General features: G+C 70.4%; 21 protein-coding genes. 11 read left to right on the top strand and 10 right to left on the bottom strand.

The genetic code is table 11. The annotated features are described in order from the left end of the window. Positions 1-27: 27 nt before the first annotated feature. Complete coding sequence (locus SMIR_RS37935; protein ID WP_168488992.1) at positions 28-1,482, bottom strand: APC family permease; 1,455 nt, start codon at positions 1,480-1,482, stop codon at positions 28-30. Between the two features lie 115 nt (positions 1,483-1,597). Between SMIR_RS37935 and SMIR_RS37930 the strand changes: the two genes are divergently transcribed. From SMIR_RS37930 to SMIR_RS44430, 3 genes are all read left to right on the top strand, one after another. Further along, positions 1,598-2,797, top strand: coding sequence for an ROK family transcriptional regulator (locus SMIR_RS37930; RefSeq protein WP_422664488.1), 1,200 nt, complete (start codon positions 1,598-1,600; stop codon positions 2,795-2,797). A 182-nt stretch (positions 2,798-2,979) separates the two neighbouring features. Next, entirely contained in the window at positions 2,980-5,724 is a 2,745-nt protein-coding gene (locus SMIR_RS37925; protein ID WP_168488994.1) for a glycoside hydrolase family 2 protein, read from the top strand. Between the two features lie 301 nt (positions 5,725-6,025). Continuing rightward, positions 6,026-6,160 (top strand): hypothetical protein, encoded by a 135-nt coding sequence (locus SMIR_RS44430; protein ID WP_282190293.1) that lies wholly within the window; start codon positions 6,026-6,028, stop codon positions 6,158-6,160. Between the two features lie 74 nt (positions 6,161-6,234). On the opposite strand, the gene SMIR_RS37920 is transcribed toward SMIR_RS44430, so the two are convergent. Next, positions 6,235-7,686, bottom strand: a complete 1,452-nt coding sequence (locus SMIR_RS37920) for a M6 family metallopeptidase (RefSeq protein WP_212728051.1) — start codon at positions 7,684-7,686, stop codon at positions 6,235-6,237. 233 nt (positions 7,687-7,919) lie between these two features. On the opposite strand from SMIR_RS37920, the gene SMIR_RS37915 reads away from it, so the two are divergent. Next, positions 7,920-8,183, top strand: coding sequence for a GlsB/YeaQ/YmgE family stress response membrane protein (locus tag SMIR_RS37915; protein WP_168488999.1), 264 nt, complete (start codon positions 7,920-7,922; stop codon positions 8,181-8,183). Positions 8,184-8,444: 261 nt separating this feature from the next. On the opposite strand, the gene SMIR_RS37910 is transcribed toward SMIR_RS37915, so the two are convergent. Together SMIR_RS37910 and SMIR_RS37905 are read right to left on the bottom strand one after the other, a co-directional pair. Further along, entirely contained in the window at positions 8,445-9,218 is a 774-nt protein-coding gene (locus tag SMIR_RS37910; protein ID WP_168489001.1) for a GNAT family N-acetyltransferase, read from the bottom strand. A 104-nt stretch (positions 9,219-9,322) separates the two neighbouring features. Beyond that, on the bottom strand, positions 9,323-11,329 hold the full coding sequence (locus SMIR_RS37905) for a ricin-type beta-trefoil lectin domain protein (protein ID WP_212728050.1): 2,007 nt from the start codon (positions 11,327-11,329) through the stop codon (positions 9,323-9,325). A gap of 245 nt (positions 11,330-11,574) precedes the next feature. Here SMIR_RS37905 and SMIR_RS37900 point away from each other — a divergent pair, with 245 nt between their 5' ends. Beyond that, on the top strand, positions 11,575-12,324 hold the full coding sequence (locus SMIR_RS37900; protein ID WP_168489005.1) for an MBL fold metallo-hydrolase: 750 nt from the start codon (positions 11,575-11,577) through the stop codon (positions 12,322-12,324). Between the two features lie 19 nt (positions 12,325-12,343). Here the strand turns inward: SMIR_RS37900 and SMIR_RS37895 are convergent, their stop codons facing one another. After that, entirely contained in the window at positions 12,344-12,721 is a 378-nt protein-coding gene (locus SMIR_RS37895) for a MerR family transcriptional regulator (RefSeq protein ID WP_168489007.1), read from the bottom strand. A gap of 81 nt (positions 12,722-12,802) precedes the next feature. On the opposite strand from SMIR_RS37895, the gene SMIR_RS37890 reads away from it, so the two are divergent. Beyond that, a complete protein-coding gene (locus SMIR_RS37890) occupies positions 12,803-14,002 on the top strand; it encodes an MFS transporter (RefSeq protein ID WP_168489009.1) in 1,200 nt (399 codons plus the stop codon). Positions 14,003-14,045: 43 nt separating this feature from the next. Here SMIR_RS37890 and SMIR_RS37885 read toward each other — a convergent pair whose 3' ends face one another. Beyond that, complete coding sequence (locus SMIR_RS37885) at positions 14,046-14,672, bottom strand: TetR/AcrR family transcriptional regulator (protein WP_168489011.1); 627 nt, start codon at positions 14,670-14,672, stop codon at positions 14,046-14,048. Positions 14,673-14,786: 114 nt separating this feature from the next. Between SMIR_RS37885 and SMIR_RS37880 the strand changes: the two genes are divergently transcribed. Beyond that, positions 14,787-15,815 (top strand): aldo/keto reductase, encoded by a 1,029-nt coding sequence (locus tag SMIR_RS37880; RefSeq protein ID WP_168489013.1) that lies wholly within the window; start codon positions 14,787-14,789, stop codon positions 15,813-15,815. A 26-nt stretch (positions 15,816-15,841) separates the two neighbouring features. Here SMIR_RS37880 and SMIR_RS37875 read toward each other — a convergent pair whose 3' ends face one another. Beyond that, on the bottom strand, positions 15,842-16,696 hold the full coding sequence (locus tag SMIR_RS37875; protein WP_168489015.1) for a GNAT family N-acetyltransferase: 855 nt from the start codon (positions 16,694-16,696) through the stop codon (positions 15,842-15,844). Between the two features lie 112 nt (positions 16,697-16,808). On the opposite strand from SMIR_RS37875, the gene SMIR_RS37870 reads away from it, so the two are divergent. Further along, a complete protein-coding gene (locus SMIR_RS37870) occupies positions 16,809-17,336 on the top strand; it encodes a GNAT family N-acetyltransferase (RefSeq protein ID WP_168489017.1) in 528 nt (175 codons plus the stop codon). 75 nt (positions 17,337-17,411) lie between these two features. On the opposite strand, the gene SMIR_RS37865 is transcribed toward SMIR_RS37870, so the two are convergent. After that, positions 17,412-18,122, bottom strand: a complete 711-nt coding sequence (locus SMIR_RS37865; RefSeq protein WP_211118595.1) for a chaplin — start codon at positions 18,120-18,122, stop codon at positions 17,412-17,414. A 217-nt stretch (positions 18,123-18,339) separates the two neighbouring features. Between SMIR_RS37865 and SMIR_RS37860 the strand changes: the two genes are divergently transcribed. Together SMIR_RS37860 and SMIR_RS37855 are read left to right on the top strand one after the other, a co-directional pair. Next, a complete protein-coding gene (locus SMIR_RS37860) occupies positions 18,340-19,902 on the top strand; it encodes an alpha/beta hydrolase (RefSeq protein ID WP_212728049.1) in 1,563 nt (520 codons plus the stop codon). Positions 19,903-20,054: 152 nt separating this feature from the next. Then, positions 20,055-20,555, top strand: a complete 501-nt coding sequence (locus SMIR_RS37855; RefSeq protein WP_212728048.1) for a DUF4232 domain-containing protein — start codon at positions 20,055-20,057, stop codon at positions 20,553-20,555. Here the strand turns inward: SMIR_RS37855 and asnB are convergent. Next, complete coding sequence (gene asnB / locus SMIR_RS37850) at positions 20,548-22,389, bottom strand: asparagine synthase (glutamine-hydrolyzing) (protein ID WP_168489025.1); 1,842 nt, start codon at positions 22,387-22,389, stop codon at positions 20,548-20,550. The two genes, SMIR_RS37855 and asnB, sit on opposite strands and share 8 nt — an antisense overlap. A gap of 367 nt (positions 22,390-22,756) precedes the next feature. Here asnB and SMIR_RS37845 point away from each other — a divergent pair, with 367 nt between their 5' ends. Beyond that, on the top strand, positions 22,757-24,271 hold the full coding sequence (locus tag SMIR_RS37845; protein ID WP_211118597.1) for an FMN-binding glutamate synthase family protein: 1,515 nt from the start codon (positions 22,757-22,759) through the stop codon (positions 24,269-24,271). Between the two features lie 28 nt (positions 24,272-24,299). On the opposite strand, the gene SMIR_RS37840 is transcribed toward SMIR_RS37845, so the two are convergent. Next, positions 24,300-25,562: an arginine deiminase gene (locus SMIR_RS37840; protein ID WP_168489030.1), complete on the bottom strand. Its 1,263-nt coding sequence runs from the start codon at positions 25,560-25,562 to the stop codon at positions 24,300-24,302. Between the last annotated feature and the right edge of the window lie 7 nt (positions 25,563-25,569).

Genomic DNA, 25,569 nt, shown 5'->3' with positions numbered 1-25,569 from the left:
CGGTCGTGGGTGCGGCAAGTGGGGCCTTCACGTGCCGACGGGCTCCGTGTCCGGGGTCAAAGGGGTCAGGTACTCCTCCTTGATCTCCTTCGGGCCGAAGGGCCACACCTTTTCCAGGTTCGCCCAGACGACGAAGGCGACGCAGCCCAGGGCCACCCAGGCCAGTGACCATTCGATGGGGTGGCGGCCCGGGGAGTTCTTGTCGGCGTAGCCGTAGATCGTGAGCCAGCCGACGAGGGCGAGGAGGCTGGGGATCGGGTAGAGCCACATCTTGTAGGGGCGATGGAGGGTGGGCCGGCGCTTGCGCAGGACGGACAGGGCGACGATCTGGGCCAGGGCCTGGACGATCACCATGACGGTGGTGAGGAGTTGGATCAGGGTGGCCAGGTCGGTGTGGCGGCCGATGAGGAAGCCGATCGCCGTGATGACGCCCATGGTCGCCAGGCCGAGCATCGGGAAGCGGTGCTTGGGGTGCAGCTTGGCGTACGGGCGGAAGAAGACGCGGTCGCGGGCGGCGTCGTAGGGGACGCGCGAGCCGCCGAGGAGTCCGGTGAAGACCGAGGCGAACGCGGTGATGAGGATGAGGACCGTGACCGTGTCGGCGGCTCCCTTGCCCCAGGTCTTTTCGAGGACGGCCGAGGCGACGGAGGTGGAGGCGATGTCCGTCGGATCGGTCATGCGGTTCCAGTCGATGACGCCGAGGGTGCCGATCTGCAGGAGGAGGTAGATCGCCATGATGCCGAGGATGGAGAAGATGATGGAGCGGGGCAGGGTGCGGCCCGGATCCTTGATCTCGGCGCCCATGTACGCGGTGGTGTTGTAGCCCAGGTAGTCGTAGATGCCGATGGTCAGGCCCGCGGCGAAGCCGATCCAGAAGTGGCTGCTGGTCAGTTCGAAGGCGTGCGCCGGATAGGTGAAGGCCAGGTGGGCACTGAAGTCGGTGGCCGCGGCGATGATCACCAGGAGGACCGAGGTGATCATGACCGCCCACATGACCGCCGTGATGCGGGCGATGTGTTCGATTCCGCGCCACAGGAGCAGCACCACGAGGGCGACGACGGCCAGGCCGATGAGGTCGCCCGTCGTCTTGCCCATGTCGGGGGCCAGGTAGCCGAGGTACTGGACGAAGCCGACCACGCCGGTGGACATGATCAGGGGGATGAAGAGCATGGCCGTCCAGACGAACAGGAACGGCATGAGGCGTCCGGTGCGGTACTGGAAGGCCTGGCGGAGATACACGTAACTGCCGCCGGAGCCGGGCATGGACGCGCCCAGCTCGGCCCAGATCAGGCCGTCCGCGAGGGCCAGGATCGCGCCCGCGACGAAGCCGATGATCGCCTGCGGGCCGCCGAACGCGGCGACCATCAGCGGGATCGTCACGAACGGGCCGATGCCGCACATCTGGCTCATGTTGATGGCGGTGGCCTGGAACAGGCCGACGCGGCGGACGAAACCGCCGGTGGGTGGCGGGCTACCGGACATGGGGTCTCCTGATATCGGGACGCGGGGAGGTGGGCTCCCCTTTGGCTCGCCCGGCGAGGCTGACTGGGCGATAAAGTTAAGGAGACTTACTAGATGCGTCAAGAGGGTGTCAGGCATGCGTGAGAATGGAGCGATGCCCGCCAGCGACGCCATAGCGCAGCCCGAACAGCCCTGGAACCGGCAGCGGCTGCGCAGCACCAATGAGCGGCTGCTGCTCGACCGGCTGCGCACGGGCGGTGCCGCCTCGCGGGCTCAGCTCGCGCGGGAGACGGGGCTGTCGAAGCCGACGGTCTCCAGCGCGCTCGCGGCGCTGGAGGAGGCGGGGCTGGTGCGTGAGGCGGGCACGCACGCACCCGAGCGCGGCCGGGTGGCGGTGCTCTACGCGCCGGATCCCGCGGCCGGGTACGCGCTCGGCATCGACATCGGGCGCAGCTGGCTGCGGGTGGCGGTCGCCGATCTGGACGGCGGTGTGGTCGCCCGCGCCGATGTGCGCAATCGGGCGCGCAGTTCGGGCGCCATGGCCGACCTCGTCGTTTCCACCGCCCGCCAGGTCGTCGCCAACTCCGGCGTGGGAGCGCACGAGGTGGCGCACGCGGTGGTGGGCACGCCGGGCGTGTACGACGAGGAACGGCGCCGGGTGCGGTACGCGATGCATCTGCCCGGGTGGGGCCGCGCGGGCCTGTTCGACCGGATGCGCGAGGAGTTGGGCATCCCGCTGGAGGTGCACAACGACGCGAACCTCGCGGCGCTCGGCGAGTACACGTACGGCGTCGCCGCGGGCAGCCGGCTGTTCACGTACATCCTGATCGGCACCGGTCTCGGCATGGGCGTGGTGAGCGAGGGGCGGCTGTTCACGGGGGCGCGCGGCGGGGCCGGGGAGATCGGGTTCCTGCCGTGGCCGGGGCGGCAGAAGCCGGAGACGCTGGAGGACGCGGTGTCGGGGGAGGCCGTCGTCGAGGCCGCGCGGCAGTTCGGTATGACCGGCCAGCTCACGGCCAAGGCCGTGTTCGACGCGGCGCGCGAAGGAGACCCGGCCGCGGTGCGGGCGGTACGGCTGGAGGGTGAGCGGATCGCCTATACGGTGGCCGCGGCCGCCGCGGTGCTCGATCCCGATCTGGTGGTGCTCGGCGGCGGCGTGGGCCACAGCATCGACCTGCTGCTGCGGCCCGTGCGCGAGACCCTGCGTACGCTCACGCCCCTGCGTCCGAAGATCGTGCCGAGTCGGCTGGGCGAGGACGCGGTTCTGCTGGGCGCGGTGGCGACGGCCCTCGGGACCGCGAGGGACGTGGTGTTCGAGCGACGCTCGGCGTCCTGAGCGGGGCACTCGCCTTGGGTGATTGACACCGATTGCTCGGCCGCCTAGCTTGTGCGCCAGTTAGTAAAGTTTCCTAACTTGCGGGCCTGGCTCGCGCCTTCCTGCCCCTGCCTCGCCCATGTCTCGCAGTGCCGACATGCAGTCTCGTAGCGCGGATGCTCCCCACCCCCAAGGAGACCACCGTGTTCCATCGCCCTGCCCCAAGACGGCGTTCCGCCACGGCCGCCGTCGCCCTGGGCCTCCTGTGCACCCTCTCGACCAGCGCGTGGGGCGAGCCCCGGAGCGCCGGGCCCGACACGGCGGCACGCTCGCTCGCCACCCCGGTGCCCGCCACCGCGGGCAGCACCACCGCGCTGTCCGGGTACGCGATCCAGTCGACGGCCAAGGTCACGGACGCGGCGTCCGACGTCTCGAGCCCGGGCTATCCGACGAGCGGCTGGTACCCCGCGGGTTCCCGCTCCACCGTCCTCGCGGCGCTGCTCGCGGACGGGAAGTACGCCGACCCGTTCTACTCGACCAACCAGCGGAAGATCCCGAAGGCCGACTTCCAGGTCCCCTGGTGGTACCGCTCGGACTTCACGGTCACCGACACCACCGAGCGCAGCTACCTGGACTTCAGCGGGGTGATCTCGGCGGCGGACGTCTACGTCAACGGCGAGCAGGTCGCCACCGCCGCCGATGTCGCGGGCGCCTACACGCGGCACGAAATCGACATCACCTCGCTGGTGCGATCGGGCACGAACACGGTCGCCTTCCGCATCCGGCCCAACGAGCCCACCAAGAACCTGACCATGGGCTGGTTGGACTGGCTCCAGCCTCCGCCCGACCAGAACATGGGCATCGTGCGTGACGTTCTCGTCCGCCGGGGCGGTCCGGTCGCACTGCGCGACGCGCACGTCGTCACCGAGCTCGCCGTCCCCTCGCTCGCCTCCGCGGACCTGACGGTCAAGGCACAGGCCCGCAACGAGACGAGCGCTGCCGTCACAGCGACGGTGTCCGGCAGTATCGGCTCGGACGCCTCCTTCAGCAAAACCGTTTCCCTCGCCGCACACGAGACGAAGACCGTCACCTTCTCCCCCACCGACACCCCCGGCCTGCATCTGAGCGCGCCGAAGGTGTGGTGGCCCGCGGGCATGGGCGGACAGCCGCTGTACGGCCTCGACCTGACGGCCTCCGTCGGCGGCACGGCCTCGGACACCGCGCACGAGAACTTCGGCATCCGCGAGGTGAAGGCGCCCCTCAACTCCGACGGCGCCCGGCAGTACAGCGTCAACGGCCGCAGGCTGCTCATCAAGGGCGGCGGCTGGTCCCCGGACGAGTTCCTGCGCTGGGACCGGACGTATGCCGAGGACCGGCTGAAGTACGCGCTCGACCTCGGCCTCAACGCCATCCGCCTCGAAGGCCACATCGAGCCGGACGAGTTCTTCGACCTCGCCGACCGGTACGGCATCCTCACGCTGCCCGGCTGGGAGTGCTGCGACAAGTGGGAGGGGAACGTCAACGGCAGCGAGGCCGGCGAGAAGTGGACCGCGGCCGACTATCCCGTCGCCAAGGCGTCGATGGCCGCCGAGGCCGCCCGGCTGCGCGACCACCCGAGCGTCATCTCCTTCCTCATCGGCAGCGACTTCGCGCCGGACGCGACGATCGAGAAGAACTACCTCGACGCGCTGGACGCCGCCGACTGGCCGAACCCCGTGGTCGCCGCCGCTTCCGACAAGTCATCGCCGATCAGCGGCAGTTCGGGCATGAAGATGACCGGGCCCTACGACTGGATCCCGCCGAACTACTGGTACGCCAAGCGCGAGGGCGGCGCCACCGGCTTCAACTCCGAGACCAGCGCGGGCCCCGACATCCCCACCCTCGACACCCTGCGCCGCATGATGTCCCCCGCCGAGCTGGACACCCTGTGGAAGAGCCCGGCCACCAAGCAGTACCACCGCTCACCGTCGTCGACCTTCGGCACGCTCAAGCTGTACGACGACGCGCTCGCGGGACGGTACGGAGCGCCGAGCGGCCTGACCGACTACGTACGCAAGGCACAGCTCGCCCAGTACGAGAACGTACGCGCGCAGTACGAGGCGTACGGGCGCAACGCCACCGACTCCGCCAAGCCCGCGACCGGGGTCGTCTACTGGATGTTCAACAGCGGATGGACCTCGCTGCACTGGCAGTTGATGGACCGTTATCTCGACCAGGGCGGTGCCTACTTCGGGGCCAGGAAGGCGAACGAGCCGCTGCACATCCAGTACTCCTACGACACCCGTTCGATCGTCGTCGTGAACAACCGGCACGCCTCCGCGTCGGGCCTCACGGCCCGGGTCACGCTCTTCAACACAGACGGCACGCAGAAGTACGACAGGACGGCGACCGGGGTGGACGTGGACGGGGACGGCGCCCACAGCACTCCCCTCACCGTGCCGTCCTCCGTGAGCGGCCTGTCGACGACCTACCTGGCACGCCTCGTCCTCACCGACGCCGAGGGCAAGGAGGTCAGCCGCAACGTCTACTGGCTGTCCACCAGGTCCGACACCCTCGACTGGGCCAAGACCGACTGGTACTACACGCCGACGACGAGCTACGCGGACCTCAAGGGGCTCAGCTCCATGGCACAGGTGCCGGTTTCGGCGACGGCTTCGACCTCGGCCGGCGCGGACGGCGCCTCCAGGACGACGGTCACGCTGCGGAACACCGGGACGGGGCGGACGCCGTCGCTGCTGACCGACGTGCACCTCGTGGACTCGGCCGGGAAGCCCGTCCTGCCCGTTCAGTGGTCCGACAACCAGGTCAGCCTGTGGCCCGGCGAGTCGGCGACGCTCACCGCCACCTACCGGACGGCCGATCTGCACGGTTCGGCGCCCCGAGTACGGGTCTCGGGATGGAACACGCCGGAGACGACCGTCCCGGCGGTCGGCATCGAATCCAAGTGACAGGGAGAGTGACGGCGACACACACTTTCTTGTTGAGTGAGGCCCTCAGCGCCGCGAAGGTGCACGGGGTGGCCTGGTTGCAGGCGGTCTCGCCGCCCGTGAGGTACCAGGTGCCGGTCGTGGTGGCATAGGTGTAGCCGCTCCAGCGTTCATCACCGGGGCCGCGTCCGGTAGCCACACCAGCATGGAGTAGGTGTCGCCCGGGTGCGCGCTCACGTTCGGATTGATCTCGAACCGGAACACACGTCTTCCAGACCGGCGAGAACATCGACGACGGCGGCACGAGGAACACGGCGGCGCGGTGCCGACCATCCACTCCGCCGCCGTGGGCAAGGGCCGCGACCACCTGTGGACCGGCGCCGTCGACGGACTGCGGATCAATAAGTACGTCTACGACTTCGAGGCCGACGGCGTCAAGGCGCGTCGCGTCGGCTGACTCGGCGGGCGCCCCGAACTCTGGTGCGCGACGGGCGGGCCCGTTCCCGGACCCGCCCTCTCGCTCGTTCGCGCTCAACTCACGTTGAGCGCCGTGTCGTCGAGGACGAACGACGTCTGCAGGGTGGAGCCCTCGGTGCCGGTGAACTTGACGGTGACCGTCTGCCCGGCGTAGCCGGACAGGTCGAAACTGCGCAGCGTGTAGCCCGACGCGGCGTTCAGGTTCGAGTACGTGGCGAGCGTCGACAGGACCGTGCCGCTGCTGTTCAGCACTTGGGCCTTGAGGGTGTCGTACGCCGTGCTGGTGGTCGTCTCGGCCGTGTCCACGTGGAGATAGAAGTTCAGGGTGGCCGCGCAGCCGGACGGGATGGTGACCGGCTGGGAGAGCGTGTCCGTGTTGGCCGAACCGTAGCCGTTCAGCCAGGCCTTGTAGGAACCCGTACGGGCCGCCTCGCCGGAGCTGTTGGTGATGACACCGCTGGTCGCCGTCCAGGACGTGTTGCCGGACTCGAAGCCGGGGTTGGCGAGCAGCTGGGCGGCCGTGCAGGTGCCGCCGCCCCCTCCACCGCCTCCGCCGCCGCTGCTGCTGCCGCCCGCGAGCCACTCGGTGGCGTTCAGGGCGAGGGCGGCGTTGGTGGCGCCGGTGTCGTTCCAGCCGTCGTACAGGGTGTTGCCGGACTGGCCGGTGCCGTCGTCGATCGGGGAGCTGTCGCCCCAGAACGCCACACGGCCGCTGCCGAAGGTGCTGGTGGCGAAGAAGGCGCCGGTGTTGCCCGAGTATCCGCTGCGGTAGACCAGGCCCTTGACTGCGGAGTTGTCGGCCGGCTTGAGGGTGGCCGTGGTGCCGTCGGCGATCAGGCTCTTGGTGACGGTGCCGAACGAGCCGTGCAGGACCGCGTTGGTGCTGTCGCTGATGGCCGCCGGGTAGCCGGAGCTGATGTCGAGGGTGTCGATGGAGAAGCCGAACGGGTCGGTGGAGTCGACGCTGTTGTTGGTCATCAGGTCGTTGAGGATCTCGACCGCGTCCTCACCGTCGCTGTTGCGGTCGGCGCCGGTGTGGTCGGAGATCATGAACAGACCGCCGCCGTTCTTCACGAACGTCATGATCGCGGTCTTCTCCGCGGTCGTGAAGAGCGTGTTGGGCTCGGGCAGCACCAGCGTGTCGAAGTTCGAGAGGTCGGTGGCCGTCGAGCCGCCGTAGGCCAGGCTGGAGCCCGAAGGCAGCGTCTTCAGGCTGTAGTCGCCGGTCTTCTGCAGGGCCACACCCCAGGAGGAGAGGGCTCCGGTCCAGTCGGTCTCCGAGGACGGCGAGGAGTCCTGGCCGAGCGGGTCGGGCTGGCTGGTGGAGATGATCCAGTCGGCGTTGCCCGCGGTCTCGGCGTGGGCGTTGTCGAACAGGATGCGGTGCGGGGTCGCGGCGGCGGCCGGAGCGGCCGCGGACGCCTGGACGGCCGCACCCGCGACGAGCAGTCCGAACACGGCCGTGGCCGTGGTGAGTCTGTGGCGGGATTTTCTGAATCCGAGCATCCGGCGAACCTCCATGAGGGGTGGGGAGAGGCGGTGCGGGCGCCAAGTCTGCGCGCGTAGAACGGTGGTTGGCCGTCTACCGCACGACAGATTCTTGAACGGTACATGGCAGGAACGCGACTGAACAGGAGCCTCCCGGACCGGACACGGGACGGCCGGAGAGCGGAACGGACTGTCTTCGCCCGCAGGGGGAACACACCTAACAGCGGGGGTCCTGACAAAAAGGGGCGGAGATGGAGATCTCAGGCATCATCAGTGCCATTCTCATCGGCATCATCATCGGCGTACTGGGCCGGCTCGTGGTCCCGGGACGCCAGCGCATCGGCATCCTGTGGACGATCCTCGTCGGTATCGTGGCCGCGTTCATCGGCTCGGGGATCGCCGCCGCGTTCGGAGTGGCGAACACGAAGGGCATCGACTGGATCGAGTGGATCATTCAGATCGGACTCGCGGCGGTGGGCGTGGCGGCTCTCGACCGGGTGAAGGTGCGCCGCTGACGGGGCCGTCCATCAGGCCGAGCGGCGCCGGGCGGAGGGCGGCCGCCTCCTGGACGCGGCCGTCTCGGCGGTGCGGGAGGAGGGGCGGCGGTCGCTCGCCGATGTCGATCTGGCAGATCGATGGGCTCGCCGAACGGCGACATGCCGGCCACGAGTTGAAGTGCCGGATGCCGGCCACGAGTTGAAGCGCCGGCCCGGCCTACAGCCGCCTCGGCCGACCGGCGGTCAGTGACACCATCTCCGCCCGGATGGCGTCCGGTGTCACCCGTATACGTACGGCGTTGTGGTGGTCAGGGGTTCGAAGCCCAGGCGGGCGAGGACCGGGCGGCTCTGGCTGGTGGCGTCGACCTGGACGTAGCGGTAGCCGCGCTCGGCGGCGACGCGGGCGCGGTGGGCGACGAGCGCGCGGTAGATGCCGCGGCGGCGCCAGGAGTCGATGGTGCCGCCGCCCCAGAGGCCGGCGAAGCGGGTGCCGGGGACCATCTCCATGCGGGCGGCGCTGACCGGGACGTCACCGGCGAGGGCCACCACCGCGACGACGTTGTCCTCGTCGCCGGTGAGTTGGGCGAGGAGTTGGTGGCGCATCCGGGTGCTGTCCGTGCCGAAGGCCTGTTCGTGGACGTCCGCGACGAGGTCGACGCCCGCACGGTCGGTGACGGGCAGCAGCCGTACACCCTCGGGCGGCTGGGCGTCGAGCGCGAGGTCGCCCAGCTCGGCGATCATCAGGGTCTCCTCGGGCTGGGCGACGAACCCGGCGGCGCGCAGCCGCTTCCCCAGGTCCTCGGGCTTGTCGTGCCCGTACAGCTTCCACTCGAACTCGCGGCCGAGTTCGCCGAAGTAGCGCATCTGCTCGGCGATCGCGGCGTCGGCGCTCGATTCGTCCAGGTCCGACCAGATCACCCCGTTCCAGCCCTGCTCGGTGCCGACCTGGCGCACCACCTTGTCGACGCGCTCGACCCGGGCTCCTGGGCTGTCGGGCCGCGCATCCTCCCGCATGTCCCGGTCGAACAGAGCCAGTACCGCAACGTGATCCATGGGGTCACTCCAGCACCCCGACGCGCATAGGGCAACGGCCTTGCACCGGGGCGGAGGCGATCAGGCCACCCCGCCCCGGTGTTTCGTCCCTGGTCAGACGCGGTTCAGTTGCGGGTCCACTGCTGGTTGGATCCGCCGTTGCACGACCAGAGGTCGATCAGGGTTCCGTTGGCCGTCGCGGCGCCCACCGCGTCCAGGCACAGACCCGAGACGTTGTTGGTGACGGTTCCGTTGGAGTTGAAGGTCCACTTCTGGTTGGTGCCGCCGTTGCAGTCCCACAGGACGACCTTGGTGCCGTTGGCGGTACCGCTGTTGTAGGCGTCGAGGCACTTGTTGCCGTAGACCACCAGTTCACTGCGCGAGGTGTGGCTGAACGTCTGGTTCTGGCCACCGCCGCAGTCCCACAGTTCGGCCTGGCTGTTGTTGGTGATCGTGTTCTTGAAGAAGTCCAGGCACCGTCCGGCCCCGGTACCGACGACCGCCGTCCCGTTGGTGCCCGGGACGGCGCGCACGGCCACGGCGTCGATGTCGGGCGCGGTGCCCGAGGCCCCGAAGGTCAGCGTGTTGGAGCCCTTCGCCAGGGACGCGAGGACGGAGACGGTCCGGTAGGTGGTCGCCGAGCCGGTGGGCGGGAAGGCCAGCGTCTGCGCGTACTGGCCACCCACCTGAAGCGTCGCCTTGCGGTCGGCGGTGCCGCCGTTGGCGTAGGTGATGTCGATCAGCTTGGTCCCCGCGGCCGACGCCGTGACTCCGGTGAAGGCCGGGGTCGTCGCGGAGGTGGTGTCCTCGTACGTCGTCCCGGACGCCTCGGTGCCGGAGACGGTGAGCAGCACACCCTCGCCCGCGGGGACGCTGGTCGTGTAACTCGTCGCGTACGAACCGGCGTTGGACGCCGACCAGACGTTGCGTACGGCGGCGGAGGCGGTGGTCAGACCCATGTCCTGCCAGCGGGCGGTGATGTTCGCCGCGGCGGACGTACGGTTCAGCAGCAGGACCGCGCGCTTTCCGGTCCCGGAGAGGATCTTGCTGTAGACCTGCAGGCCGGTGCCGTCCTCGGCGACCTTGACGCCCTGGAGGCCGCGCGGGTCCTGGTCGATCGCGATGACCTCGGAGTTGGTGAGGATCGAGGCGGTCGTCGAACTCATGGTGGCCAGGTTGTTGCCCGCGAGCAGGGGGGCGCCGGAGATCGCCCACAGGCCCATGTGGGTGCGGTTCTGGGCGGCGCTCAGGCCGTTCATGCCGACCGTCATCATGTCCGGGTCGTTGTAGTAGCCGGTGTGCTGGGCGGCGGGGTGCAGCGACTTGTCGAAGTTGGCCAGGATGTTGGTCATCGTCGGGTTGTCGGGGTAGTAGACGATGTCGGTGCTGGTGCGCCACATCGCACCCGTGCCGGCGGCCCAGTTCCAGGGGTTGCCCGTGCCCCACTCGCACAGTGACAGCACGAGTGAGCGGCCGGTGACGGCGGTCGCGGCGGTGTTGGCGTCGCGGATCGCCTTGTACGTCGTCTCCTGGTCGAGTCCCTCTGCGTCACCGCCGCACCAGTCGATCTTCAGGAAGTCGAAGCCCCAGTTCTGGAAGGTCTCCAGGTCCTGCTGGTTGTGCCCTTCCATGCCGGTGTTGGGGGCGGCGGGCGTGCCCGAGGGGGTCGGGTAGTAATAGCCGCAGCCGTTCTTGCCCGCGTCGGTGTAGACACCGGCCTTGAGGCCCTTGCGGTGGATGTAGTCGACGATGGCCTTCATCCCGCCGGGCCACTTGGCGGTGTCGACGGTGATGTTGCCGCTGCTGTCGCGGGTGCCCAGCCACCAGCCCTCGTCGATGTTGACGTATTTGTAGCCCGCGGCGGCCATGCCCGACGACACGAGGGCGTCGGCCTGGGCCTTGATGGTGTTGTAGTCGATGACGCTGGCGAAGGTGTTCCAGGACGCCCAGCCCATCGGGGCCGGGGCGACGCCGATCTGGTTGGTGCTGACGGCGGTCGGCTCGGCGGTGAGCGGAGTGGCGGAGCGTCCGACTCCGGCCAATCCGGCGACGGCCAGGCCCAGGACGGCGCCATGAACGGCTGCGCGCTTCAGGAGGCCCCTGAGGCGCGTTGTGTGCGAATGGGGGGACATGCGGCTCTCCCTTGAGCGGTTTGTTCGCAGACTCGAACAAAAGTCAACGAGACTCGCCATATGGGAGCCGCCATTCCGCGGGCGCGTCAAGTCCCTTGCCGACAGGGCCCGTTCACGTTCGGCCACGCCGTCGGTGAACACGTCCGTGCCCCAGTGGCCGCCCGTCACGTTGCCGCCCGCACGCGATACCTTCGGTTCGACCCGGCCCGACCCGGCCGGGAAAGATCTCAAGCATCGGGATGGTCATGCGCGAGGACGCGATCGTCGAGGTAGCGGCCGGAATCCATCTGGTTCACGGCAGCAACACCAACTGGGTGATCCTGACCGAGGGGGACGCCGTCACCCTGATCGACACCGGATATCCGGGCGACCGCCCGGACGTCCTCGCCTCTCTCGACGCGCTAGGCCACTCCCCCGAGGCCATCAGCGCCGTACTCATCACCCACGCGCACAACGACCATGTCGGGTCGGCCGAGTACCTGAGCAGCGCCTACGGCGTCCCGGTCCATCTGCACGAGGAGGAGGTGGCGCACGCGCGCCGCGATTTCCTCCAGCAGGTGAGCGTGGGTGAGGTGATGCGCCAGGCCTGGCGCCCCGGCGTGCTGCCCTGGGCGGTGCACGCGCTCCGGTCCGGCGGCAAGGCGGACGTCCGGATGACCCGGCCCGAGCCGTTCCCCGGCGAGGGGGCGCTCGATCTTCCCGGCGGTCCGGTGCCGGTGCACACCCCCGGGCACACCGCCGGACACTGCGTCTACCACCTGCCGGACGCCGGCATCGTGATCTCCGGCGACGCCCTGGTCAGCGGTCACCCCACCTCGCGGATACGGGGACCGCAACTGCTGCCCGACATGTTCCACGCCGAGCGTGCGAACGCCCTCGCGTCGCTGAAGCTCATCGAGACACTCGCGGCGGACGTCCTCCTGCCCGGGCACGGCCCGGTGCACCACGGATCCGTGAGCGAGGCGGCCCAGCGCGCCCGGGCACTCGCCAACTGACGGCTGCCGTGAGCCGGCCTCACGGCCGCAGTACCCCCGGCTGAACCGCGTCGAGATAGGCCCGCAGCGCGTCCCGGTTGCGGGCCAGGCAGTCGATGCGGCTCTGGATGCGGTCGATCTCGCCCCGCAGGAGTGCGGCGGTCTCCTGGGTCAGGCACTCGGGATGGAGATGGATCTCGCCGGGGTCGGACAGGAACGGCAGGATGACACGGATGATCTCGGTGGTGAGCCCGGAGTCGAGCAGCCCGCGGATCTGCCGTACGCACGGGACGGCTCCCTCGCCGTACGAGCGATAGCCGTTGGCGGCCCGCTCGGGTCGCAGCAGGCCCTGTTCCTCGTAGTAGCGCAGCATCCGGGTGGGGACGCCGGTGCGGCGCGACAGCTCACCGATCCTCATGTCTCCGCTCTCCGGGGCAGGCGCGTCCCCGAGGCAGGCACGCTTGCCTTCACACTGATGTGAAGGTTTCAGCATGGTCGCATGTCGCTCGCACCGCCCGCCAAGGGCATCGCCCTGCCCGTCTCCGGGCCGCCGCTCCCGGGGCTGCTCGCCCTGTCCACGGTCGCCTTCACCGCCGTACTGACCGAACTGCTGCCCGCCGGTCTGCTGCCGCGGATGGCTCCGGCCCTGGGGGTGTCCGAGGGGCGGGTCGGTTTCCTGGTGACCGGTTACGCGCTCGCGTCCTTCCTCGCCGCGGTGCCCCTCACGACAGCGCTGCGCGGACTGCCGCGCCGCCGGGTACTGACCGGCACCCTCCTGGGTTTCGCCTTCTGCAACGCCGTCACCGCGGTGTCGTCCTGGTACGCGCTCACCTTCGCGGCCCGGCTCGGGGCCGGGGTCATGGGTGGCACGCTGTGGGCGATGCTCGTCGGGTATGCGGCCCGGATGGTGCCCGCCGAGCGGCGCGGCCGTGCCATCGCGATCGTCCTCGGGGGCATCACCCTCGCCCTGTCGCTGGGCGTGCCCGCGGGCACCGCGCTGGCGGACGCCGTCGGCTGGCGCGCGGCCTTCGGCGTGCTGTCCGTACTCGCCGCGCTGCTCGTGTTCTGGGTGCGGTGGCGGGTGCCGGGCCTGCCCGGCGAGCCGGCGGGCGCGCGGGTGCCCCTGCGCCGGGTCGCCGCGCTGCCCGGCATCGTGACCGTCCTTTCCGTGACCCTGCTCCTGCTGCTGGGGCACCAGGTGATGTACACGTACGTCGCCCCCTTCGCCGAGCACGCCGGTTTCGGCCACACCGGTCTCGTCCTGCTGGTGTTCGGGGTGGCCACGGTGGTGGGGATCTGGATCGTCGGGGCCCTGGTGGACGCGCACCTGCGCCGTACGCTGCTGACGGCCCTGGCCCTGATCGCCTGCGCGATGGCGGCGCTGGCCTTGTCCGCGGGGGACCCCCTCGTGCTCCTCGTCTCGGTCGCCCTGTGGGGCGCCGCGTTCGGCGGAGCGCCGGCGCTGATCCAGACCGCGCTGGTCGACGCCTCCGGCCCCACCCACGCCGACGTGGCCACCTCCCTGCAGACCACCGTCTACAACGCCGGCATCGCGGCCGGTTCCCTCACCGGAGGACTCGTCCTGGAGAGCGCGGGAGCCACGGCTCTTCCCTGGACGTCACTCCCGCTGATCGCCGCCGCGGTCGGTGTGGTGGCGGTGGGGCGGCGGCGGGCGTTCCCCGCGCGGCGCCCCGTCTGACACCCCGCCCGCAGGGCCCCGGACCTGACCGGACACCTGACCTTCAGCGGGATTCCCGGGTGGGGGCGCCGTAGCGGAGTCCGTCGACGAGCAGGGCGATCATGCGTGGGGTGTGGCCGTTGTCGTCTTCCTGGGCGGGCAGGGTCAGATTGCGTGTGGCTACGAGGAGGTCTTCGGGGTCGACGTCGGAGCGGATCTCGCCGGCCTTCGCCGCGGTGTCGAGGAGCGCGCCGAGGACGGGCATGAAGCGCTGCTGAAAGTAGGAGGGCAGGGTGTCGTAGGCCGGGTCCCCCGAGTGCAGGGCCGCACTGAGTCCGCGTTTCGTGGCGATGAAGCCCGCGAAGCGCTGGAGCCACTTGGCGAGCGCTTCGGCCGGTTCGTATCGCGCCGCCAGGGAGGGCGCGGCGTCGGCGCAGGCGTCGACTTCGTGGCGGAAGACCGCGGCGATGAGGTCCGCGCGTTGCGGGAAGTGGCGGTAGAGGGTGCCGGCCCCCACGCCCGCCTTGGCGGTGATCTCACGCACGGGTGCGTCGACTCCCGAGGTGGCGAAGACTTCCGCGGCCGCCGTGAGCAGGGCGTCGGTGCTGCGTTGCGCGTCGGCACGCAGCCGCTTACGGGGCTGCCCTTCCGCCGCGGCGGCGCCGGCTTCCCGAGCCGTTTCCTCGCTCACGATGCTTCTCCTTGCTAACCGGAACGCTGTTCCGTATCGTCTAGGTTGAACGCTGTTCCGTTTCCGCCAGCCTAACGCGCCACGGCGAGCACCGGCCGACGCACAAGGAGACTCATGAAGTACCGCACACTGGGCCGAACCGGCATCAAGGTCAGTCCGTACTGTCTGGGCGCGATGATGTTCGGCGCCATCGGCAACCCCGACCACGACGACTCCGTCCGGATCATCCACAAGGCGCTGGACGCGGGCATCAACTTCGTCGACACCGCGGACGCCTACTCACGCGGCGAGTCCGAGGAAATCGTCGGCAAGGCCCTCAAGGGCCGCCGGGACGACGTCGTGCTCGCCACCAAGGCCCACCTCCCCATGGGGGACGACCCCAACCAGCAGGGCAACTCGCGGCGCTGGCTGGTCCGCGCGCTGGAGGACTCCCTGCGCCGGCTCGGAACCGACCACGTGGACCTGTTCCAGATCCACCGGCCCGCCCCGGACACCGACGTGGAAGAGACCCTCTCGGCCCTCACCGACCTGGTGCGCGCGGGCAAGGTCCGGGCCGTCGGCACCTCCTCCTTCCCCGCCTCGGACGTCATCGAGGCACAGTGGGTCGCCGAGCGGCGCGGCCTGGTGCGGTTCCGCAGCGAGCAGCCGACGTACTCGATCCTCAACCGCGGCATCGAGCGCGAGGTGCTGCCCGTCTGCGAGCGCTACGGCATGGGCACCCTGGTCTACAGCCCGCTCGCGGGCGGCCTGCTGACCGGCCGCTACCGCAAGGGCCGGCAGGCCGACAGCCACCGTGCCGCCTTCGGCTTCAAGCACCTCAGCGACGAGCGCCGGCTCGACGCCGTCGAACAGCTCATCCCCCTGGCCGAGAAGGCGGGGATGCCGCTGACGCACCTGGCCATGGCGTTCGCGATCGCCCACCCCGGCGTCACCTCCGCGATCATCGGACCGCGCACGATGGCCCACTTGGACGACCTCCTCGCGGGCGCGCAGACCACTCTGACCGACGAGATCCTCGACCAGATCGACGCGATCGTGCCGCCCGGCACCGACATCGGGACGCTCGACATGGCCTACAACCCACCCGCCATCCAGCAGACCGCCCTGCGCCGCCGCCAGCCCGACGAACGCTCCGCCGCCTGACCGATGGCCTGTCCGCCGGACAGGCTCTAGCCGAGCTCCAGCGTGGTGACCCCGTAGACGCGGCCGCCGCTGAACGGCCTGACCGGGCCGGTGTACATCCGGGCCGTTTCGAAGGAGGGGGTGAGACCGAACTCCTCGGCGAGGGCGACGCCCGGCGCGTTCGACTCGGGGATGTCGATGGCGACCTCGCCGCCGGGAGCGTCGGCGGCCAGCGTCAGCAGGAGGGCGCGGGCGTCCTCGGCGGTGTCGGCGAACAGCGGGCCGACGCGCGGGCGGTCGAGGGCGGGTCGGATCACCGCGTAGCCGGTGAGGTGGCCGTCGTCGACGCGGACGAAGGTGCGGTGGCCGGGACCGGTGAGCCACCGCTCCAGGAAGCGGGGGCGGTCGGCCGGGCAGCAGGCACTGTCGTACGCCGCGATGGACGCGAAGTCGGCCGCTTCCGCGGGCCGCACCCCCGGTGACGTCTGCCCCGCCGGCACGGTTCCGGTGAACCGGACGGTGCGGTGGGCGAGTTCGAAGCCGGACTTGCGGTAGTTGTCCTGCTGCGCCACCACACCGTCCAGACCGACGGTCCGGCCGCCGGCGTGGGCGAGGGCCGTCTTCCAGGTGGTGAGGCCGTGGCCGCGGCCGCGCAGATCCGGTCGTACGAGATAGAAGCCCAGGAAGGCGTAGTCGGCGTCGTACGTCACGACCGAGACGGCCGAGACCGGCTGCCCGTCGATCCTGCCGATGAAGAAACCCTCGGGATCCTGGGCGAAGAAGCTCGGTGCGTCGGACAGCCCCGGATTCCATCCCTCGTCCCCCGCCCACCCGCTGATCACCGACCAGTCGTCGAGCGAGGCCCGGGCGACGACGAGATCCGCGGGACCCGGAGAAGTCATGTGTGCGCTCCATTCGCTTACGGCCGGGGTGCGCGGCGATCGCCCGCGCCCGCAGCATCTTTCCCGATCTCCATGGGGATTTCATCGTCCGTCGCTCATAGGCTTGTCGTCCATGAGTGACGATGACGTGACCCTGCGCCCGGTGGCCGAGTACGACCTGCCCGTCATGGAGCGGTTCCTGACGGAACCCGAGACCGCCGCACCCTTCCAGTGGTTCGGCTGGCGTGACCCGGACCACTGGAGGCGCAAGTGGGACGAGAACCGCATGCTCGGCGACGACGCGGGCCATCTGATGGTCGTGCGCGGCGAGGAGCGGCTGGGCTTCGTCGGGTGGCGGAAGATCCGGCCCACCCCGAGCACGTACTACTGGAACATGGGCATCGGCCTGCTGCCGGAGGCGCGCGGCAAGGGCTGGGGCACGCAGGCCCAGCGCCAGCTGGTCGGGTACCTGTTCGCGCACACGACCGTGGTGCGGATCGAGGCGGACACCGAGGCGGAGAACATCGCCGAGCAACGCGCCCTGGAGAAGGTCGGGTTCACCCGCGAGGGCGTGCTGCGCAGTCTGTCGTTCCGGGACGGCCGGTGGCGCGACGGCGTGCGCTACAGCATCCTGCGCGACGACCTCCCCGACATGCGCTGACCCCCGCCCGGGGACCGCGCGGAGAAACCACCCGAACGGGCCCCACCGGTCGTGAGCACGGTGGGGCCTTCCGCGTCAGCGGACCGCCGTGGGCCGGTAACGCCGGTACAGCACGGCGCCCCCGAGGAGCAGGGCGGCGCTCGCGGCGATCGCCGGCATCGTCTGGTCGGCGCCCGTGTGGGCGAGGGAGGCCATGGGCCGCGGCGGGGCGTGGTACGGCGTCCCCTGCGGCACGTACGCCCTGGGCGGCGTGTGCGGCTTCGGAGCGGGCTTCACCGGCTGGGGGTGGTCGCCGGAGGTGTTCGTGGACGTGTTCCCCACGGACGCGTCGCCGAGGCCGACCACGTTCACGGTGTTGCCGCTGACGTTCACCGGGAGGTGTACCGGGAGCTGGAGGCCGTTGCCCGAGAGCACGCCCGGAGAATCCTTTCCGCTCTCGACCGCGACAGCACCGCCGCGCGTGACGGTACCCCCACGGGCCACGCCACCAGCGCTTTCGCCACCCCTGCCGTGGCCCCTCCCGCCGACGCCGGGGCCCCGGCCCTCGCTCACGTTCGCGCAGCCGTTGCCCGCGGCGGGGTTCAGGAGCCCGGCCACGTTCACGGTGTTCCCGCACACGTTCACGGGGACGTGCACCGGGAGCTGGAGGGTGTTGCCGGAGATCAGCCCGGGCGAAGCGGCCGTGCCACCGTCCGCCGTGGCGTCGGCGTGGGCCGGCATCGCCACTGCCAGCGCTCCCGAAGCGGCGGCCGCGGCGATCAAACCATTTCGGGTAACCCGTTTCATAGGTTCCCTGCCTTCCAGACATGGATGCGGGCACTCGCCCGCACCGCGTAAAACGCGGGAGAACCATCCGACGTTATGGCTGATCGTGTTTTCACTCCATCGAGGGTCACGCTTATCGAACGCCCGCCCAGAGGCGCGCTCACGGACACCCGCTTATCGTGATCGAGGAGCTATCCCCTGGCGCCCGGTACGACGCCGGGCGTCCCTGGAGGCATCCATGCTGTCCGCGCACCAACGCTGGGCGTACGCCGGAGCCGGCGTCGTGACACTGGCCATGCTGGCGGCGGGTCTGCCCTCGGCGGTGGCGACGGCCGCCGAGGGCCCCGACCTGTCCCGCTTCTACCACCAGCAGATCAAGTGGGGCGCCTGCAAGGGCGACGCAATGCCCGCGGATCTGCGGTGCGGGCAGGTGACCGTCCCGCTGGACTACGCGCACCCGGAGGCCGGGACGCTCGACCTCGCGCTGGCCCGCTATCGCGCCACAGGCCCGTCGAGGGGATCCGTACTGCTGAACTTCGGCGGCCCCGGCGTCCCGGGCATCCCGCAGCTCGCCACCGGCGGCAAGGACTTCATGCCGCTCACCAACGGCTACGACGTGGTGACCTTCGACCCCCGCGGTGTCGGCCAGTCCTCTCCCGTCAGCTGCGGCGGCGGTGCCGCCCAGACTTCCGACACGGCGGGCTCCGCCACCCACGACAGCAGCCCGGAGGCACTCCTCAAGCAGGTACGGAAGGACGCCGACGAGTGCGCCAAGCACTCCACCCCCGTACTGGCTCACATCGGCACGGTCAACGCCTCCCGGGACCTGGACGTGATGCGCCAGGCCCTCGGCGACAAGAAGCTCAACTACCTGGGATTCTCGTACGGAACGCGCCTGGGCGCGGTGTACGCGAGCCAGTTCCCCGACAAGACGGGCCGCATGGTGCTCGACGGCGTGGACACGCTCACCGAGCCGCTGTCCGAGTCGGGCCTGGTGAGCGCCGAGGGGCAGCAGACCGCCCTGGAGGACTTCCTCACCTGGTGCTCCCAGGACACGTCGTGCCCGTTCGGGCAGGATCCGCGCGATGCCCGTCAGCGGGTCGCCCGGCTCGTCGACTCGCTGGACAAGAATCCGGTGCCGACGAGCTTCGGGCAGCAGTTCTCCGGCCAGGACCTGGTGGCGACCATGGGTCTTGAACTCTTCGACCGCAAGGGGTGGCCGCAGCTCGAACGGTCCCTCGCCTCACTCGTCCAGGACGGCGACCCGAGCGGACTGTTGCAGGCGGCCGGGGGCGTCGCACTGCCCCACGCCACGTACAGCGGGCTGGTCGACCCCGCGAAGGTGCCCCCGGACAACCTCGAGACCGCGCTGCTGGCGATCAACTGCGCGGACGACCCCGATCGGCCCAGCGCCGCGCAGCTCACCAAGGAGATCGACGAACTGAGGGCCGACTACCTGGAGGCGTCGCCGATCTTCGGCCCTCTCCGTCTCAACGAGCTGCTGATGTGCTACGGCCGCCCCAAGGGCAGCGACTACATCCGCGAGAAGGTGCGTGATGTCCAGACGCCGAAGATGCTCCTCGTCGGCACCCGCGGGGACCCGGCGACCCCGTACCGCTGGACCGAGGAGACCGCCGCACGGCTAGGCTCCTCGGCCGTCGTGCTCGACAACAAGGGCGAGGGCCACACCGGGTACGCGTCTTCCAAGTGCGTGCGCCAGAAGGTCACCGACTTCCTGCTGTACAGCTCACTGCCGGACAACGGCAGCTCCTGCGGCCCGGAGGATGCGACGGCCCCTTGAGCGGACCCCGCGACGGCGTGTCACAGATCGGACGCGGACGGGTTGCACCGACAAGTCGGATACAACCCGAAGCGCACCTGGGCCGTCACACTGAGCAGCCGTCGCTCACCGTTCATGACGCTGTTCGTGACCGAAACAGGGGGAACCCACCGATGCGCATCCGACCCGTTCTCGCCCTCCCGGCCGTCGCCGCGGCGCTGCTCCTGGCCGTGCCTCAGAGCGGCTCGGCCGCCGCGCGGCCCGCCAAGTGCGCCGAGAAGGCCGTCACCGTCCACGCCCACCGCTCCGCCGACCCCACCCTGCTGCACCTCGGCGTCACCAACCGCTCCACCCAGGCGTGCACCGTCGATCGCATCCCGACCGTCGTCTTCGGTGACCTCGACGGCGCCGCCCTGCCGGTTCCCGCCGGGCAGAACGGGCCCTACCTGCTCGAGGCGGGCCGGACGGCGTACGCGGCCCTGCGGACCATCGCCGACCCTGCGGATCCGGAGGCCCGCCGGGCGGACTCGATCGGCGTCTCGGCGGACCCCTCGCGCTTCGGCCGTACGTTCACCGCGCGTGAGCTGGGCGTCGGCCGCGTCGTCCTGGTGTGGGAGCCGGTGACCTCGTGGTGGAAGTCCTCGCAGGCGGCCGCCGACCGGGCGCTCAGGTAAGGAGCACGTCCGGGGCGTACAGGTCCAGCCACAGCGCCAGGTCCAGGGTGCGTTCCAGGCCTCGCCGCGACGCCTGCGTGATCTGCGGGCTGTCGCGGTGGGCGGCCCGGTGGACCCGCTCCCGGTCGACGAGGTCGAAGACCGGGTGCGCGGGCCGGGCCAGGAGGTCCTTGGCGTGTTCCTGGAGCGCGATCGCGTACTTGGGGTCCTGGGTGGACGGATAGGGGCTCTTGACCCTGTCGTACACGGACTTGGGGATCAGGTCGGCGGTCGCCTCCCGCAGCAGGCTCTTCTCCCGGCCGTCGAAGGACTTCAGGGACCAGGGCGTGTTGTAGACGTACTCGACGAGCCGGTGGTCGCAGAACGGCACCCGCACCTCCAGGCCGACGGCCATGCTCGCGCGGTCCTTGCGGTCGAGCAGGACGCGGACGAAGCGGGTCAGGTGGAGGTGGCAGATCCGCCGCATCCGGTACTCGAAGTCGCTCTCGCCGTCGAGCCGCCGGATGCCCGCGACGGCCGTACGGTAGCCGTCGGCGACGTACGACTCCAGGTCCAGCGCCTTGGTGAGGTCCGGGCGCAGTACGTCGGCGTCGTCGCCGAAGTCCCGGCTGAACCGGACGAGCCAGGGGAAGGTCTCGGCGCTGCGGGCCTCCTCGTCGAAGAACTGCAGGTAGCCGCCGAAGACCTCGTCCGCCGACTCCCCGGAGAGCGCGACCGTGGAGTGCTCACGGATGGCCTGGAAGAGCAGGTACAGGGAGGTGTCCATGTCGCCGAAGCCCATGGGGAGGTCGCGGGCCCTGATCACCTTCGCGCGGACGTCGAGGTCGGCCAGGGCGTGCGCGTCGAGGACGATGTCCTGGTGGTCGGTGGCCGAGGCGCGGGCCACGTCGTGCACGAAGGGGGTGTCGGGGGTGCCCCGCAGCTCGTCGGCGACGAAGTGGTCGGCCTGGCCGACGAAGTCGACGGCGAAGCTGCGGACCTTCTCGCCGTGCTCGCCGAGCTGCCGGGCGGCCAGCGCGGTCATGGCGGAGGAGTCGAGGCCGCCGGAGAGCAGGGTGCAGCGCGGCACGTCGGCGACGAGCTGGCGGCGCACGATGTCCTCGAGGAGCGAGCGGACGGTGGCGATGGAGGTGTCACGGTCGTCGGTGTGCGGCCGGGTCTCCAGCTGCCAGTAGACGCGGCGGCGCAGCCCGGCGCGCTCGACGGTGACGACGGTGCCGGGCTCCACCTCGCGCATGCCGTCCCAGATCGCGTGTCCGGGCGTCTTGACGAAGGTGAACAGCTCGCGCAGTCCGTCTAGGCGGACCCGGGCCGGGGCCAGCGGGTTGGCGAGGATCGCCTTGGGTTCGGAACCGAAGAGGACGCCGTCGGGGGTCGGGTAGTAGTAGAAGGGCTTGATGCCCATGCGGTCGCGGATCATCACGAGCTTGTCGTGGCGGCCGTCCCAGACCGCGAAGGCGTACATCCCGTTGAGCCGCTCGGCGAGCGACTCGCCCCATTCGAGGTAGCCGCGCAGGACCACCTCGGTGTCGGAGTCGGTCGAGAAACGGTGCCCGCGGTCGGTCAGCTCGCGGCGCAGCTCGGTGAAGTTGTAGGTCTCCCCCGAATAGACGAGCGCGACCGTGCCGTCCGGGGTCTCGGCGGTCATGGGCTGGCGCCCGCCGGGCAGGTCGATGATCGCGAGCCGGCGGTGCCCGAGGGCCGCGGGCCCCTCGGTCCAGGTGCCGCGGTCGTCGGGGCCCCGGCAGGACATCGTCTCCGTCATTGCATCCAATGTCTCCGCCTCGGCGCGCAGGTCGCGGTCGAAGGAGACCCAGCCGGTGATGCCGCACATGCGATACCTCCCGCGTCCGGTTTCACCGGGAACACCGCGCCTGCCTGCGGTTTCATGGGCGGGCGAGCACTTCCGCAAAACCAGTTGTATTGAGCAGCTATATGACGAGGTTGTGTCACGTGCGCGAGTGCCGTCAACACGTACGTAACCTGACCGGCCCAGTCACCCCGACGGTTTCGGCCACGCTCTGCACCCCGCGGACGGGCAGATGGGCCCGCTGCCGGGCGTCTGCGAACGGGAATCGGCCACGGGCAAAGTCTTCCTCAACATTCACCGGAGCGCCCGGGGGGCACCCTCGGGGGACCCGAGCGGCATGCCCCCTTTCGCCCCTTTCCGTCCCATGGGTTTGACTCGTGGTGTGCGCCGGATGCTCTTGCCGCTGTTCGTCGCCCTGGGTGCGGCCGGGGCACTGGTCCTGGCATGGGCCGTCTCGCCCTGGTGGTGGTGGGCGGCCGCCGCACTGCTCGCCCTGACCGCGATCGCCGTCCGGGACCTGACCCAGCGCCGCCACGCGGTCCTGCGGAACTACCCCCTGCTCGGTCACCTCCGCCGCCTTCCGCGGCCCGACGACCGTGACGTGCGCGGCATCGTGTACGAGCGCGCCAGGGGCGTCGAGGCCGAGGAGCCCTTCGGCACCGGGCTGGACCTGTACGGGGACGGGTACGAGTACCTGGAACCGTCGATGCGCCCGGTCGAGGTGCCGGACGAGCCGCCCGTGGTGCGCGTCGGCGGCCCGGACTGCACCCAGCCGTACGACATGGCCCTGCTGAACGTCTCCGCGATGAGCTTCGGGTCGCTGTCCTCGCACGCGATCCTGGCACTCAGCAGGGGCGCGGCGCTCGGCGGTTTCGCGCACGACACCGGCGAGGGCGGTCTTTCGGACCACCACCTGCGGGGCGGCGGCGACCTGATCTGGGAGATCGGCAGCGGGTACTTCGGCTGCCGCACCCCGGAAGGGGGCTTCGAGGCACGGGAGTTCGCGGACAAGGCCGCGCTGCCGGAGGTCAAGTGCGTGTCGCTGAAGCTCTCCCAGGGGGCGCAGCCGGGCATCGGCGGGGTGCTGCCCGGCGCCAAGGTGAGCGCCGAGATCGCCCGGGCCCGCGGCGTCCCGGAGGGCGAGGCGGTGGTCTCACCGCCGTACCACCGGGTGTTCTCGACCCCGCGCGAGCTGGTGTGCTTCCTCGCCCGGATGCGGGAGCTGGCGGGCGGCAAGCCGACCGGCTTCAAGCTCTGCGTCGGCTCGCGCCGCCAGTTCCTCGCCGTCTGCAAGGCGATGCTCGCCGAGGGGGTCTCGCCCGACTTCATCGTGGTCGACGGCGCCGAGGGCGGTACGGGGGCCGCGCCGCCGGAGTTCGCCGCCTGCCTCGGTACGCCCCTGACCGAAGGGCTGATCACGGTGCACAACGCGCTGGTCGGCACCGGGCTGCGCGATCGGGTGCGGATCGGCGCGAGCGGCAAGGTCGCCACCGGCTCGGACATCGTCAAACGGCTGGCGCAGGGCGCCGACTACACGAACGCGGCCCGCGCGATGATGTTCGCGCTCGGCTGCCTCCAGACCCGGCGCTGCCACACCAACACCTGCCCGGTCGGGGTCGCGACCCAGGACCCGCGCCGGGTACGCGCCCTGGACGTGGCCGACAGGTCGGCGCGCGTGCACCACTACCAGCGGGCCACGGTCCGCAGCGCCAGCCGGATCATGGCCGCCATGGGGGTACGCGATCCGGCCGAGCTCGGACCGCATCAGCTGCTCCGACGTACGGACCCGGCCACCGTACGGTCGTACGCAGAGCTCTACGAGTGGTTGGAGCCCGGGGTGTTGCTCGCGGAGCCGCCCGCGTCCTGGGAGGCCGACTGGAAGGCGGCGGATCCGGACGCGTTCTGAACGGCCGGACCTCCACCGGGCCGCTGGCTCAGAATTCCACCGGGTCCCTGATGATGGGGCAGGTCATGCAGTGGCCGCCGCCCCGTCCACGCCCGAGCTCGGCGCCGACGATGGTGATGACCTCGATCCCGGCCTTGCGCAGCAGGGTGTTGGTCTGGGTGTTGCGGTCGTAGGTGACCACCACGCCCGGTTCCAGCGCGACCGCGTTGTTGCCGCTGTCCCACTGCTGCCGCTCGGAGGCGTACACGTCCCCGCCCGTCTCCACGATCCGCAGTTCGGACAGCCCGAGGGCCTTGGCTACGACCTCGGTGAAGGATCGTGCGCCCTCGTCGGTGAGTTGGATGCCGGGGGCCTTGTCGCTCGGGCGCAGGGAGAAGGTGCGGACGGCGTCCATGATGGTCGGGTAGAGAGTGACCAGGTCGCGGTCGGCGAAGGTGAAGACCGTGTCGAGGTGCATCGCGGAGCGCAGCTTCGGCAGTCCCGCGACGATCACGTGCTCGGCGGCGCCGTTCTCGAACAGGGCCGCCGCGACCTGGGTGATGGCCTGGCGTGAGGTGCGCTCGCTCATGCCCATGAGCACGACGCCGTTGCCGACCGGCATGATGTCCCCGCCCTCGAACGTGGCCTCCCGCCAGTCCCGTTCGGGGTCGCCCCACCACACGGTCGAGCCCGCGAAGTCGGGGTGGAAGGTGTAGATCGCCTTCATCAGGAGCGTCTCGTCGTGCCGGGCCGGCCAGTACAGCGGGTTGAGCGTCATGCCCTCGTACAGCCAGCAGGTCGTGTCGCGGGTGTAGAGGGTGTTGGGCAGCGGTGGCATCAGGTACTCGCGTACGCCCGTGGACTCGCGGGCCAGTGCGAGGTAGCCGGAGCGGTGGTCCTCGGGCAGGTCGGCGGTGGCGAGACCGCCGATCAGGAACGTGGCGAGCCGGGCCGGTTCCAGCGTCTCCAGGAAGGCGCGGGTGTCGTCGACGAGCCCGATACCGACCTCGTTCGGGGTGATCTTCCGGTCCAGGAGCCAGTCTCTTGCGACGGGGAGCGCCATGGTCCGTGCGAGCAGATCGTGCAGTTCGACGACGTCGACGCCGCGTTCGCGCAGCTTGTTGACGAAGTCGGCGTGGTCGCGCTGGGCGTTCTCGACCCACATGACGTCGTCGAAGAGCAGGTCGTCGGAGTTGGTGGGGGTGAGCCGGCGGTGCGCGAGACCGGGTGCGCAGACGAGTACCTTGCGCAGTCTGCCGACCTCGGAGTGGACGCCGTACGCCGGGCGGCCGGTGGTGTCTTGACTGGTCACGGTGTGC

Source organism: Streptomyces mirabilis (genome assembly GCF_018310535.1).
GTDB lineage: Bacteria > Actinomycetota > Actinomycetes > Streptomycetales > Streptomycetaceae > Streptomyces.
Note: the sequence above shows the minus strand (reverse complement) of the source record. Positions and strands in the feature narration are given on the sequence as shown.

Excerpts from the sequence above, each read along its gene's own strand:
- SMIR_RS37890 (WP_168489009.1), top strand. The coding sequence starts at position 12,803 with ATGTCGCTCGCACCGCCCGCCAAGGGCATCGCCCTGCCCGTCTCCGGG.
- SMIR_RS37855 (WP_212728048.1), top strand. The coding sequence starts at position 20,055 with ATGCGCATCCGACCCGTTCTCGCCCTCCCGGCCGTCGCCGCGGCGCTG.
- SMIR_RS37880 (WP_168489013.1), top strand. The coding sequence starts at position 14,787 with ATGAAGTACCGCACACTGGGCCGAACCGGCATCAAGGTCAGTCCGTAC.
- SMIR_RS37860 (WP_212728049.1), top strand. The coding sequence starts at position 18,340 with ATGCTGTCCGCGCACCAACGCTGGGCGTACGCCGGAGCCGGCGTCGTG.
- SMIR_RS37895 (WP_168489007.1), bottom strand. The coding sequence starts at position 12,721 with ATGAGGATCGGTGAGCTGTCGCGCCGCACCGGCGTCCCCACCCGGATG.
- SMIR_RS37900 (WP_168489005.1), top strand. The coding sequence starts at position 11,575 with ATGCGCGAGGACGCGATCGTCGAGGTAGCGGCCGGAATCCATCTGGTT.
- SMIR_RS37870 (WP_168489017.1), top strand. The coding sequence starts at position 16,809 with ATGAGTGACGATGACGTGACCCTGCGCCCGGTGGCCGAGTACGACCTG.
- SMIR_RS37865 (WP_211118595.1), bottom strand. The coding sequence starts at position 18,122 with ATGAAACGGGTTACCCGAAATGGTTTGATCGCCGCGGCCGCCGCTTCG.
- SMIR_RS37930 (WP_422664488.1), top strand. The coding sequence starts at position 1,598 with ATGCGTGAGAATGGAGCGATGCCCGCCAGCGACGCCATAGCGCAGCCC.
- SMIR_RS37905 (WP_212728050.1), bottom strand. The coding sequence starts at position 11,329 with ATGTCCCCCCATTCGCACACAACGCGCCTCAGGGGCCTCCTGAAGCGC.
- asnB (WP_168489025.1), bottom strand. The coding sequence starts at position 22,389 with ATGTGCGGCATCACCGGCTGGGTCTCCTTCGACCGCGACCTGCGCGCC.
- SMIR_RS37935 (WP_168488992.1), bottom strand. The coding sequence starts at position 1,482 with ATGTCCGGTAGCCCGCCACCCACCGGCGGTTTCGTCCGCCGCGTCGGC.
- SMIR_RS37910 (WP_168489001.1), bottom strand. The coding sequence starts at position 9,218 with ATGGATCACGTTGCGGTACTGGCTCTGTTCGACCGGGACATGCGGGAG.
- SMIR_RS37920 (WP_212728051.1), bottom strand. The coding sequence starts at position 7,686 with ATGCTCGGATTCAGAAAATCCCGCCACAGACTCACCACGGCCACGGCC.
- SMIR_RS37875 (WP_168489015.1), bottom strand. The coding sequence starts at position 16,696 with ATGACTTCTCCGGGTCCCGCGGATCTCGTCGTCGCCCGGGCCTCGCTC.
- SMIR_RS37845 (WP_211118597.1), top strand. The coding sequence starts at position 22,757 with ATGCTCTTGCCGCTGTTCGTCGCCCTGGGTGCGGCCGGGGCACTGGTC.
- SMIR_RS37915 (WP_168488999.1), top strand. The coding sequence starts at position 7,920 with ATGGAGATCTCAGGCATCATCAGTGCCATTCTCATCGGCATCATCATC.